Here is a 12,764-nt window from a genome sequence, read left to right as displayed (position 1 = left end):
TTAATAAAAATGAAGAAGATTATCATATTTGCCGTGATGTTTGCCATGTCAGCATCAGGCTTCGCACAAAGGAATAAGAAAACAGAACTTTATACCCTCCAGTCCAATTTTGTCAACCTGCAGTTTGGCGTAATGATCCATTTCAATATGGGCACATTTACCGATGAGGAATGGGCCAGTCCAAACCATGACCCAAAAGAATTTAATCCTGCAAAATTAGATTGTAACCAATGGGCTGATGCCTGTAAAGCAGCCGGTATGACTTATGGGATCCTCACCACCAAGCATCATGATGGTTTTTGTTTATGGGACAGTAAATATACCGACTATGATGTTGCAAACAGTTCTGTAAAAAAAGACGTCGTTGCCGAATACGTAAAGGCCTTTCGCAGCCGCGGTTTAAAACCCTGCCTGTACTTTTCCATATGGGACCGTCACAACGACGTAGAAAAGGGCGGCCCAAAAGAAGAAGAATTTGTGATGAACCAGCTCACCGAATTACTGACAAACTATGGAGAAATACCCATGATTATCTTTGATGGCTGGAATTGGAAACTGGGACATACCGCTATTTCTTACCAACGCATCTACGACCACGTAAAAAAACTACAGCCCAATTGTTTAATAGCAGAACACAATGGAAACAGTCCGTTACAAACGGATATCGTGTATTACGAAGGGCCAAAAGGCATTTATCCAATGGGTAACAATATTTATCCGTCCCAGATGGCACTTACACTTACCAATGGATGGTTCTGGCATCCGGGGGCATCCGCACAGGTTAAAGACGTCAGTTATACCTTAGATAAATTGCAACGTGTAGTTCCCTTATATTGTAATTATCTGATCAATATTGGCCCCAATCGTGACGGTCTTTTCGATAAACAGGCAGTAGAACACCTTAAGGCCATTGGCAAATTATGGAAACCCCTGTCCAACAGACTTCCATTACCCAAACAACCAGTTATCCCTCAGGAATACATTGTTGCAAAATCTATTTCATCCTCTGCTGGCCAGGCATTCACAGAACCTGCAGGACCGGCTGATCTGGGTTCTCCTATTTCCGCTTTACTCCAACAGAGCACGGCTGGTGTGATGATTGATGGAATAAGCGATCTGGTAGGAGACCGTGGCGGATTTGCTGCTTTTCAAACCTTCTGGAAATTCGCACCAGAGAAAAACCGTTACCTCATCCTTGATTTAGGCACTGAAAAAACCATTAGCAAATTCTATTATCTCCCTACTCAACTAAAAGGCTATAACGGTGCAATCACCAAATACGAATTATCTGTATCAATAGATAATCAGAATTATCAACAGATAAAAGCGGCCGGCTGGAACAAAACCAGCGATCTTAAAGTAACCACATTTACACCCATAAAGACCAGATACATCAAGCTGCAAATTTTAGATGCTGTTGAAGAAGCAACAGTAAGTGAAGTTGGCGTGGGCAATTAATGTGCAGGCATAAACTACAAATCAAATGAGCATATCCTCCACAAAAATCAAATCCTACAAAATTTACAAAGCAAAAGCAAAGCTTAAAAAACCCATTGCCGACGCTACCCATACCTTACATGAAATATCGTTTCTTGTACTGAGGCTGCAGCTGGAAAACGGAGTTATTGGCGAAAGTTACCTTCTCTCGTTCCAATACTCACCAAATGCGATTTTGGGCGCTTTAAAAGATGCTTTACCTGCCATAACAGGCTACGAAGCTTACGATACAGGTATCGTAAATGCATTACTAAACCACGAGACGGAATACTTTGGCCAAAATGGCATTAATAAATGGGCGGCCGCCGCTATAAACATTGCAATGTGGGATGCCTGGGCCAGAACAGTCAATCAGCCTGTTTGGAAACTATGGGGTGTTCACCGCAACAAATGCGCTATTTACGGCAGCGGAGGTTGGCTCTCGTACAGTTTGGACGAATTGATAGAAGAAGTATCAGGTTATAAAGAGCGGGGTTTTACGGCGGTAAAAATAAAGGTAGGCTCACCCAACTGGAAAACGGATGTGGAGCGCCTGAGATTAGTGCGGGAAGCCATTGGCAACGACCTCAACATCATGATGGATGCCAACCAGGGTATGAAACTGCCCGAGGCTATACAACTTGCCCGAAAAGCAACGGAATTAAACATTTACTGGTTCGAAGAACCCCTGCACCATCAGGATTTTGAAGGTTATAAAAACCTGAAAGAACAAACCGGCATTTCACTGGCCATGGGCGAAAGAGAATATGATACCCAGCCTTTAACAGAATTGATCAAGAGAAATGCACTGGATATCTGGCAGCCTGATATCTTGCGTATTGGTGGTGTTGAAGCCTGGCGTGAAAGTGCAGCTTTGGCCAACACCCACCATCTGCCTGTTTTACCACACTATTATAAAGACTACGACGTGCCTTTAGTTTGTTCCATACCAAATGGTGTCGGGGTAGAAAGTTTCGATTGGATAGATCCCCTGATTGACAACCCATTGGTTGTAAAAAATGGCTTTGCCCATCCCCATCAGCATGCGGGCTGGGGCTTTAGGTTTCTGGATGAACACTTGCAAGAAATTAAATAGCCCTTACTTCAAAAATATGCAAACAACACCATTTTCCTTATCACATAAAACTGCCCTGATCACAGGTGGGGGCACGGGCATTGGACTCGGTATTGCAAAAGCTATGATAGCAGCAGGTGCAACCGTGGTGATTACCGGCCGCAGAGAAGACCATTTGAAAAGTGCCCAGGAACAACTTGGCTCAAACTGCCATTATTTTGTTTTCGACCTGCTGGAAAAAACAGGTATACCAGCACTTATCGAAAAAATAGAAAGCACCATAGCACCCATTGATATTTTAGTGAACAATGCGGGCATTCACCTTAAAAAACTATCGCTCGAGACCGGAGACGATGAGTTCGAACAAATTATTCAAACCAATCTGCTCAGCGTTTTTAGCTTAACCAGAACCTGCGCCAGCCGGATGGTGGCACGAAAATCGGGCAACATTATTTTTATCGGATCAATGGCCGGCATTTTTGGCATTGACAGGGTTTCTGCCTATGGAACCTCTAAAAGTGCATTAACAGGTTTAATGAACAATCTGGTCACCGAATATGCACCCTGCAATGTACGCATAAATACCATCGCGCCAGGATGGATAGAAAGCCCTATGTTTTTAAACGCTGTGAATGCAGACCCGGCACGAAAACAAAAAATTGTAAACCGCATTGCCATGCCTGGTTTTGGCCAGACTGACGATATCGGCCACGCCGCTGTCTTTTTAGCTTCGGAAGCAGCCAGGTACATTACTGGCGTTGTACTGCCAGTTGATGGTGGAGCAACTGTAAATTTTTAACATTAAAAACTCATTATAATGAAAGCTATTGTATTAAAACACCCTGGACAATTCGAAGCATTTACCAAAGCACAACCAACTGCCCCGGGCGATGAAGAAGTACTGCTGAAGATCAAAAACATTTCGATTTGCGGCACCGATTTACATGCATTTAACGGCAAACAGCCCTTTTTTAGCTATCCCCGGATCTTAGGTCACGAAATAGCAGCAGAAATTGTAGCCATAGGCAAAAATGTCCAGCATTTAAAAGTAGGCGACAGCTGTACCGTTGAGCCTTATCGCAACCCGATAGCAGACCAGGCTGTCAAAAAAGGAAAAACCAATTGCGGCAGCAAATTAACCGTTTTGGGTGTACATGAAGATGGCGCCATGCAAGAATACATCACCTACTTAGCAGCAAACATACATGTCACCAATGGTTTGCCAGCCGATCAGGTCTCGCTGGTTGAGCCCTTTGCTATTGGCAGCCACGCCGTAGAAAGGGCACAACTAAATCCCACAGATAACCTATTGGTTATTGGCGCCGGCCCGATTGGTTTAGGCATTATTGCTATTGCCAGACTAGAAGGTGTTAAAATTGTGGTTTTGGATGTAAATCAGAACAGGCTCGATTTTGCCAAACAAAAATTCCCCGAAATCGAAACCCTTAAGCTGAATGATACCATAACAGAGGATTTGGAACAATTATTAGATGGCGATTTACCCACAGTAGTTTTTGATGCCACTGGCAACAAAACATCCATGCAAAATGCATTTGGTTACGTAGCCGCAGGAGGCACTGTTGTTTTTGTTGGGCTTTTTGTAGGTGAAGTTACTTTTGATGACCCCAATTTTCACCGCAAAGAAATCACCCTAAAAGCAAGCCGGTCGGCAAGGGCCGTTGATTTTAAAAAGGTGATCAATCTTTTTAAAGCTAACCTGATAGATACAACCGGCTACATTACCCACCGCATTAAGTTTGATGATCTGATCACAGAATTCGAAAAGCTTTATTTACCAGAAGAAAACGTAATCAAAGCCATCATTGATTTTTAGATAAGTGTCCCTTTTCTCTCTGTCTCCCTCTTCAATTTTCAAAAGATCAACTGGATGCTCTGATAATAAGGTTCGTTTTTAAAACCACTGTATGCGCCTTCCAGTTTGCAATATCTCTATTGATCTGGTCAACAAGCAGTGCTACTGCAGTACGGCCCAGTTGGTCAATAGGCTGTTCCACAGTAGTAAGCTGAGGCTCTATAAAAGTAGACACCAGGTCATTGCTAAAACCCACAACGGCAATCTCTTCCGGTATCTTTATCCCTTTTGCTTTTAACAGCTTAATGACCTCCACTGCCGTTGGATCATTAACACAAAACAGGGCATCAGGCCTCGGGTCCATTGCCAGGAAATGATTAAGATATATTCTAACCTGAGCTAAATTCAAATCATAGTGCAGCACCAACTCTTCATCAATTGGAATATCGTACTTTTTTAAAGCATCAAAATATCCCCTTTTTCGGTTATTACATACTTTAAGCGTTTCCGGACCGGTAAGATGGGCAATTTTTTTTTTGCCTGTCTCTATAAGGTGTTCTACCGCGGCAAATGCGCCTTCGTAATCATCCACAATTACCTTGGGTGCTATAATTTGGTCACAAACGCGATTAAAAAAAACTATAGGAACCCCTCTTCTTTCAAATTGTTTCAGGTGGTCAAAGTTATTTGTTTCTTTAGTCAATGAGATCAGCACCCCATCAACCTGATACTGAAGCATCAATTTCGCATTCGTCACTTCAGTTTGGTAATTCTCGTCCGATTGAGCTATAATGAGGTTATAGCCAGCATCCTTTGCAGCCTCCTGAGCACTCTTAATGACCTGCGGAAAAAAAGACCGGTTAAATTCCGGAACTATAATACCAATTGTATGTGTAGCCTTACGCGTTAGGTTAACAGAAAACATATTTCGCTGATACTCAAATTCTTCAGCCAACTTAAGCACCTTAATCCTCGTCTGTTCGTGTACATTGGGATGACAGGACAAAGCCCTTGAAACGGTAGATTTAGAAATACCTAGTTGCCTGGCTATATCTATAATAGTTACCTGATGTTTTTTCATATCAGCAAATTAGGAAAGTTTGAGAAGTTCCCAAACTTTCGGATCTGAAAAGACCTATTGTGGCTGCTTCAAAGGCACTGCAACATTCATAGCATGTTCACGTCCGTTAATCCCCATTGCCCCATACAGCACAATTGGCATTCCCTTGTCATTAAACATTAGAAATGGGCGTTCCATCCTGTCGTCAGATGTTCTGCCATCTGCATATTTAATTTTAGGAGGAGTAACCAGCGGATGTTTCGTAACCTGCCAGTCTATTGCATTCGACGAACTCAGCAAAGCCAATGCACCTTCCTGACCAGTGAACTTTCCCACTACATCCCGGACTATGGCATAATATTTTTTATTGGCAAACCACAAATACGGATCTTCCGCCAGCATCCAGTGTTCTGATTTTTCTTTTGGTTCCATGATAGGCCTGCCATATCTTTTAAAAGGTCCGGTTGGACTGTCGGCAAAAGCAATGCCTATTTTAACACGCCCTCCAGCCAACTTCCCGTTCTTTTCCACACCTTTATACATTAAAAGTACTTTCCCCTTGTCATTGATCGTGACTGCCGGATTGGAAACAATAACCGCATCAAAAGCCGTAGTATCCGGATTTACGGTAAACACAGGCTTGTCTGATCTTTTAAAATCAGCCTCGGGATTATCCGCCACAGCAACTCCTATCCGCTGTGTATTGCGATACAGCCACCATGCCCGCGTGCCAAATTTTGCCGGCTCCTCAAGCTGTGCCGTTCCTGTCATACCAATATAATAAAGGTAGTATTTACCTTTATAAGTAATTACATAGGGATTATGTGTATTTACTCCATCCCAATACGCAGCACCTCTTGCAGGCAACACCACTTTTAAATGCTTGAATGGCCCACCTGGAAAATCAGCCACAGCTAATGCAATTTCCGAATGCCTAACCCAATCCTGGTGGCCATTTTTTCTTGGCCAACGGCTGTAAAACATATAATATTTATTGTTTTTACCCTTCACTACACTACCGCACCAGATATTGTATGCCGGATCTGCAAACATATTTTGTGCAGGAACAGGTTGTATCATTTTGCTAAAATCCCAATCATCAGCAGATCCTTTTTTTTGCGCATAACTTAGGTTAGTCAGGCCATATATTAATAATAAAGTAAATAGGCATTTCATACAGAATCCGATTAAAATTTTTCTCAAGATATAAAATCGCAATCTGGATAATTAAGAAATTACCCAGACAAAGTGCTTTGGAACCGCTCCCGTTTTTGGGAACGGTTCCAAAGAAAGAAAAATTTAACATATCCGATGATAAACTCGCTAAGAGTTTAATTTTACCTTAAAGAAACCAAAACAGATTAAACCTAGCCCCATCAAAATGAATTTATTTAATATCTTGAATAATTTCAATGACCAACTTTAAAATGAACAAGTTATATTCCCTATATATATCACTCCTGCTTGCCTGTGTTTTACTATTCCCAGGCATCCCCTTATCCGCGCAGACATCTTTGCATGATGGTCAACCTGATAAAACTTATGAGTCCATTATAAGTGTAAATCAAAGCGGCTATAACATAGGATGGACCAAACGATTCACCGCACCTCTTATTGCTGATGGTACGCTCTTCAGAATTACCGAATCAGGCAAAACAAAAGTTCTATTTACCGGAAAAATATCAGGCCATATAGGAGATTTCAGCGATTTTAATCCATCGGTGACAGGGGTTGAATATGTAATCAGTGTTACCCGGAATATACAGTTTATACAATCTTTCCCTTTCTCGATCGGGAAATTCTGGATGGAAAGATCACTAACACAGCCAGCAGTTGATTTTATGATAGATGACCGGAGTGTAATAGGCACGCATCCATCGGCTTGGGGTGGTGCACCATGGAGAGACGGTACTGCTTATAGTTATGAAGTACCTTCAATGGTGTTGCAATATCTGGCAAATCCCGAATTTTACGAGCAGGCCCCCAGGCAAATTGACTACAACTCAGACAAGAATAGAATTCTAGCATCCGATTTTAAATACATTATGGCTCCTGAGGGCAGCCATGCCTTGCAAACTGCCAGAGATTATTATACTAAAATTGATGCGCCTATTGGCAGTAAGGTCCCCGACATCATCAATAATATACATTGGGGTATTGGATTTTACTTACTTAATCCCGTAACGCAAGACCCTAGTGGCGGTGATGAAGGACGCCGCCTGCATCCGCAGACACTGGAACAATTTGCCTACTTTTTATATGGTTATCCTTATTACAAACAGTATTTCACAGAAAGCTACTACAAACAGGTTAAGAAATTCGTCCTGGACCAATGGGCATATACAGGTTTGCTCGGCGTTTTTAGTTCCATAGGAAGTGCCAAAGGACGCGAAGCCCCTGGCCACTCCATTATGCCAAATTTATTTATGTATGAGGTGGCCCAAAGAGATGGTGATGCTAATGCACAAAAATATTTTGATGCTGCTTTTAGACAAACCAAATGGGTAATCGACAGTCTTGACTTTAATCGTCCGGAAAACACCAAAGGCCAGCGGATGAGCGAGCATGTGTTGATACCTGCGCTTGTGTATTTTCTAAAACAATATCCGGATAAGTCTCCAAAAGGTCTGAAGCAGAAAATAGAAAAATGGGTAGATATTGCCATTTCCCGTTCTGAAAACCTTTGGGATTTCAGAAGGTATAATATGCAGGATCTATGGACTGTACCGGGATTCAGTGAAACAGGAAATATAGCCGGGTTTCCCAGCGTCGCATTAAGTGCCTCAATAGCGATAGACGATGAGACAAAAAAAGCAAGACTATTACAATTGTCCGCCGCCGCTGTCGACGATTTATTTGGTCGAAACCCTCAAAACTCCTGCGCTGCTTTTCATCAGAAAAAAGGCTTTTCAGGCCTGGAAAAAGGTTGGCCAAAATCTTACATGGACGATGTTTGTGCAAGATTAGAACTGGTTAGAGGGACTTTCAGCTCAATTAGTACTACGGAAATGTACCCATATAACCCAAACGGAAAATTTGGATGGTTAGAAGGATGGACTGCTTTTAATTCTGCATGGAATAAAAGTCTGGCCTATATTCATTTCTACGACACGCAGTTCCAGGTAAAAAATAGACCATCAGGCAAATCCTATCTCCAGCTTCAAGTTCCCGGATACCCAGGAAGGGAGCCAAAAACCATAGAGGTTCTGACAAATGAGGGTAAAAGAATAACGCTTACGCAAACGGCACAGGGAAGCCAGGTTTACATAGGTACCCTTGAACAAGAAAATCTGGCTAAAGGAACCACCACAATTTCTTATGGTTATGCACTTTTCAAAAAAACGATTAGTCTGAAGTCAGACGACAAGGGCAACATAATCATTTTATAAAACACTACATACTGAATTTAAACTATGGTGAAGCAAGAATTTATGGCACAACGTGCCCTGAAGAAGGTGACTATTGATACAGATTTCGCCATCATTGGTGGTGGATTAGCTGGAGTTTGTGCGGCTATAACGGCGGCACGCGCTGGTCTTAAAGTAACTTTGGTACAAGACAGGCCCGTATTAGGAGGAAATGCCTCGAGTGAAGTACGTTTATGGGTACTTGGCGCGACGTCTCATCTGGGCAATAATAATCGATGGAGCCGTGAGGGTGGCGTAATAGATGAACTGCTGGTTGAAAACATGTACCGTAACCGGGAAGGGAACCCACTGATCTTTGATAGCATTTTACTGGATAAAGTTATCGCCGAAAATAATATCCGGTTATTGCTAAATACCGCCGTTTACGAAATGGATAAAAAGAGCGATGACGAGATCAGATCAATAACAGGGTTCTGCAGCCAGAATTCCACGTTATATAGCATTTTTGCACCTTATTTCTGTGACTGCTCAGGAGATGGCATTGTTGGCTTTCTGGCTGGTGCCTCGTTTAGAATGGGTGCCGAAAGCCAGGAGGAGTTTGACGAGAAGTTTGCCCCTACTAAAGAATATGGTGAACTTTTAGGGCATTCAATGTATTTTTACTCGAAAGATGTTGGTTATCCGGTCAAATATACCCCTCCTGCCTTTGCACTTCAGGATATTACCGTTATACCCCGTTTTCGCAGTTTCAACACCAAAGAATATGGTTGCAAACTATGGTGGCTGGAATATGGGGGGCGCCTGGATACAGTGCACGACACTGAAAACATCAAATGGGAACTTTGGAAAGTAATTTATGGCACCTGGAACTATATTAAAAATTCAGGTAATTTCCCAGAGGCAGAAAATCTAACGCTGGAATGGGTAGGCACGATTCCTGGTAAACGGGAAAGCAGACGGTTTGAGGGAGATTATATGATCCATCAAAAAGATATTGTTGAACAGCGTACACATTATGATGCGGTTGCATATGGTGGCTGGTCGATAGACCTACACCCTGCAGACGGTGTTTTCAGTGAAAAGCCCGGTTGTAACCAGTGGCACAGCAAAGGGATTTACCAGATACCCTATAGAACAATGTACAGCAAAAACATAAAAAATCTATTTTTGGCTGGACGTATCATCAGTGCCTCACATGTGGCCTTTGCTTCTACCCGGGTAATGGCAACAGGTGCATATGTAGCTCAGGCCGTTGCCATTGCGGCCAAAATTTGCAAACAGTATGAGATCTTCCCTGCAGATATCATCCTACAGGAAAAAATTGTTCAATTACAGGCTGAACTTCAGGCTGCCGGTCAGTATATACCCGGGTTGAACCTTAAAGAACCGGCTGATCTGGCACAGACTGCTGCAATAACGGCTTCAAGTTATTTGGAAATTAGCAGTTTGAATAACGACAGTTGCTTCTTACCGCTTGAAATTTCGTCGGCACAATTGATTCCTATAAAGCCTGGAGTTTTTCCAAAAATTAGTTTTGAAGTAATAGCAGAAGAACCTACCGAAATCAGCGTTACCTTGCGTAAAAGTATAAAGACCGGCAATTATACACCCGACCTTTTTTTGAAGAGCAGAACCTATCCATTATCAAAAGGTTCTCAGGTACTCACTGCAGATTTTGATTACAATGCAGATGAATGCTGTTATCTCTTCTTTGTTATTGATAAGAATCCGCTGGTTAAACTTAAATTTTCATCGCTGCGGATTACAGGTATGCTATCGGTATTCAATTTGGTCAATAAAGCAGTTTCAAATTTCGGAAAACAAACCCCCACCGAAGATATAGGTGTAGAAGAATTTGAATTCTGGTGTCCGCAGCGTCGTCCTAAAGGGCTAAATATGGCCTTGGCCTTTGATCCACCCCTCTCCGCCTTTAAGGTTGACAACCTAAAAAATGGCATTGACAGACCAACTCTGCAACCTAATGCCTGGGTATCGGCAATTGAAGATCCCGAACCTTTTGTGGAATTAAACTGGTTGAAACCTCAGCAGATCCGGACCTTACATCTGGCATTTGATACCGATTTTGATCATCCGATGGAAACAGTATTGATGGGACACCCAGAAAATTCTATGCCGTTTTGTGTTTCAGATTATCGTATAGAGGATGAAAATGGTGAGATATTGTATCGTAAGAAAGGCAACTACCAAACCAGGAATATCATTGAACTGCCAGCAACAATTGAAACGAAAAAAATCACCATATATTTAACACATCCTTCTACCCTGAGCCCGGCTTCTTTATTTGGTATTAGGGTTTATGCTTAAAAGCTATTGGTAACTAACGTAGTTCAATTCTTTAAACTGGCACCTCATGGCTTTTTTGAACCTTGCCGGGAAGGCTTTTTTACTCAGGTTTAAATAAAACAGGATGTCAGGGCGAAGCAGCCTCTGACATCCTCCTGTCAAGCCCTTATTGATTAATGATCAGCCATTGTTGATTGGTACCATTTACATCATTAGCTTGTACAATTTTAGTTCCCGCTGCCGTTGAGCCCTGGTACACCGTAGCCAGCCTGTTGCTCGCTACATTAACGATCTTGTAATAACCCAACTCGTTTGGTACCAGCTTATACCGCTGGTTACCGCCACCATGCCAGGAGTTTTGTGCAAATTGTAAACCATTCCCACTAGAAGTTTCGTCAACCTCATCCAACACTTTCCCGCTATTTATATTGGTAATTTTAAATTCATTATTAGTTGCAGTAAGTGACCATCTTTGTTTATTATCCGCTATCCATGGATTCTGTTGTATACCTATCCAATCATTTAATGAGCCATTGGCTACTTCCATTGCATAATAACTATTCAACGCCCTGAGAGAATAAGTTAATGTAGGATCAAAACCAGCAGCTATAGGATTACCTGCGCAATAGTTCATCAATTTCAGCAATGAACGTGAATCTTTAGGATCATGCATGATTTGCCACATCATCATGCCTCCAGCTCCCTGTTGCAAACAATAAGCTACTTTCTGCCTTAAAACAGGAAAACCATCAAACCACCATGTTTTGGTAGAAGTGGCGTATTTATAGTTTAATACGCCTGCCGTTGGAAATTGATTTGCGATGTTTTTATAAGACACTTGCGTAGTTGGAGTATTCCCATTATACTCCCATGCGTAACCGGGTACACCCATATTAATTTTAGAAGCAGGAAGTTTGGTCTTTAAATTGTTAAAATCTGTTTGAAACTGTGCAAATGAGGAATGTGACTGAGGTGTACTTTTGGTATAGTCGTAACTCATCACGTTTAAAAAATCTAAGCGGCTATATACGGTGTCCGATAATTGATTTCTCTGATAAGGAGATAAAGCAGCAGACAGTTCTTTGCTATATCGCCTTAATGTATCTGAAAGCTGGATAACAAAGCCATTGTAATCTGTTGTAATGCGCTCATTTTCCAGATCAACATCTACACCGTCAAAGTTATAATCGGTTAGTACTTTTCGAATATTTGAAATTACCTGTGCCCGGTTAACAGGCTTAATCAGGTTATCCCAATAAGCCGGACCTCCCCCACCGCCAAAGGAAAAATGCATTTTAACTTCCTGGTTATGACCTTTTATTACAGCCTGTGCGACGTCGCTACTAATGGTAAATACACCACTTGAATTGGGGTTGATAAAAGATATACATACATCGGTGAGTTGGTTAATATTTACCGAATCCATTTGTTGTTCCCAGGAGCCGCCCCAAATAGAATAGTAGCCGTACATGCGCAAACTAGTTTGCAAACCTGCCGGGTGTCCAATTACGCTGGTAGCATTTTTGATTTTAAATTTCCCGGCGGCATTCGTCGCATCCACAATGTCTAACGATTTTTTGCAAGACAAAACCCCACAGATGAACAACACGAATGTAATCATAACTAATAATTTTTGCTTTTTCATACTTTAAGTTTTAGGTTGATTTT

The 12,764-nt window shown here is 41.9% G+C and carries 9 protein-coding genes; 6 read left to right on the top strand and 3 right to left on the bottom strand.

Annotated features, from left to right (window positions below; all coding sequences use genetic code 11):
• Positions 1-9: 9 nt before the first annotated feature.
• The 4 genes from R2S08_RS22825 to R2S08_RS22810 are packed head-to-tail and all read left to right on the top strand — an operon-like array spanning position 10 to position 4,385.
• Positions 10-1,458 carry an alpha-L-fucosidase gene (locus R2S08_RS22825; protein WP_316837316.1) on the top strand — a complete coding sequence of 483 codons (1,449 nt, stop codon included), beginning with the start codon at positions 10-12 and terminating at the stop codon, positions 1,456-1,458.
• A 25-nt stretch (positions 1,459-1,483) separates the two neighbouring features.
• Positions 1,484-2,572, top strand: a complete 1,089-nt coding sequence (locus R2S08_RS22820) for a mandelate racemase/muconate lactonizing enzyme family protein (protein ID WP_316837315.1) — start codon at positions 1,484-1,486, stop codon at positions 2,570-2,572.
• A gap of 16 nt (positions 2,573-2,588) precedes the next feature.
• Complete coding sequence (locus R2S08_RS22815) at positions 2,589-3,350, top strand: SDR family NAD(P)-dependent oxidoreductase (protein WP_316837314.1); 762 nt, start codon at positions 2,589-2,591, stop codon at positions 3,348-3,350.
• Between the two features lie 18 nt (positions 3,351-3,368).
• Positions 3,369-4,385 carry a zinc-binding alcohol dehydrogenase family protein gene (locus R2S08_RS22810; protein WP_316837313.1) on the top strand — a complete coding sequence of 339 codons (1,017 nt, stop codon included), beginning with the start codon at positions 3,369-3,371 and terminating at the stop codon, positions 4,383-4,385.
• Between the two features lie 46 nt (positions 4,386-4,431).
• Here the strand turns inward: R2S08_RS22810 and R2S08_RS22805 are convergent, their stop codons facing one another.
• Together R2S08_RS22805 and R2S08_RS22800 are read right to left on the bottom strand one after the other, a co-directional pair.
• Positions 4,432-5,445 (bottom strand): LacI family DNA-binding transcriptional regulator, encoded by a 1,014-nt coding sequence (locus R2S08_RS22805; RefSeq protein ID WP_316837312.1) that lies wholly within the window; start codon positions 5,443-5,445, stop codon positions 4,432-4,434.
• A 54-nt stretch (positions 5,446-5,499) separates the two neighbouring features.
• On the bottom strand, positions 5,500-6,600 hold the full coding sequence (locus R2S08_RS22800; RefSeq protein ID WP_316837311.1) for a glycoside hydrolase family protein: 1,101 nt from the start codon (positions 6,598-6,600) through the stop codon (positions 5,500-5,502).
• A gap of 251 nt (positions 6,601-6,851) precedes the next feature.
• On the opposite strand from R2S08_RS22800, the gene R2S08_RS22795 reads away from it, so the two are divergent.
• Positions 6,852-8,813, top strand: coding sequence for a hypothetical protein (locus tag R2S08_RS22795; RefSeq protein WP_316837310.1), 1,962 nt, complete (start codon positions 6,852-6,854; stop codon positions 8,811-8,813).
• A 24-nt stretch (positions 8,814-8,837) separates the two neighbouring features.
• Complete coding sequence (locus tag R2S08_RS22790) at positions 8,838-11,117, top strand: FAD-dependent oxidoreductase (RefSeq protein WP_316837309.1); 2,280 nt, start codon at positions 8,838-8,840, stop codon at positions 11,115-11,117.
• A gap of 145 nt (positions 11,118-11,262) precedes the next feature.
• On the opposite strand, the gene R2S08_RS22785 is transcribed toward R2S08_RS22790, so the two are convergent.
• Positions 11,263-12,741 (bottom strand): glycosyl hydrolase family 18 protein, encoded by a 1,479-nt coding sequence (locus R2S08_RS22785; RefSeq protein ID WP_316837308.1) that lies wholly within the window; start codon positions 12,739-12,741, stop codon positions 11,263-11,265.
• Positions 12,742-12,764: the final 23 nt, after the last annotated feature.

Source organism: Pedobacter nutrimenti (assembly GCF_032678445.1).
Lineage (GTDB): Bacteria > Bacteroidota > Bacteroidia > Sphingobacteriales > Sphingobacteriaceae > Pedobacter > Pedobacter nutrimenti_A.
The sequence above is the reverse complement of the archived record's forward strand: the minus strand, read 5'-3'. Positions and strand labels throughout refer to the sequence as shown.

Excerpts from the sequence above, each read along its gene's own strand:
- R2S08_RS22805 (WP_316837312.1), bottom strand. The coding sequence starts at position 5,445 with ATGAAAAAACATCAGGTAACTATTATAGATATAGCCAGGCAACTAGGT.
- R2S08_RS22810 (WP_316837313.1), top strand. The coding sequence starts at position 3,369 with ATGAAAGCTATTGTATTAAAACACCCTGGACAATTCGAAGCATTTACC.
- R2S08_RS22815 (WP_316837314.1), top strand. The coding sequence starts at position 2,589 with ATGCAAACAACACCATTTTCCTTATCACATAAAACTGCCCTGATCACA.
- R2S08_RS22825 (WP_316837316.1), top strand. The coding sequence starts at position 10 with ATGAAGAAGATTATCATATTTGCCGTGATGTTTGCCATGTCAGCATCA.
- R2S08_RS22785 (WP_316837308.1), bottom strand. The coding sequence starts at position 12,741 with ATGAAAAAGCAAAAATTATTAGTTATGATTACATTCGTGTTGTTCATC.
- R2S08_RS22790 (WP_316837309.1), top strand. The coding sequence starts at position 8,838 with ATGGTGAAGCAAGAATTTATGGCACAACGTGCCCTGAAGAAGGTGACT.
- R2S08_RS22800 (WP_316837311.1), bottom strand. The coding sequence starts at position 6,600 with ATGAAATGCCTATTTACTTTATTATTAATATATGGCCTGACTAACCTA.
- R2S08_RS22795 (WP_316837310.1), top strand. The coding sequence starts at position 6,852 with ATGAACAAGTTATATTCCCTATATATATCACTCCTGCTTGCCTGTGTT.
- R2S08_RS22820 (WP_316837315.1), top strand. The coding sequence starts at position 1,484 with ATGAGCATATCCTCCACAAAAATCAAATCCTACAAAATTTACAAAGCA.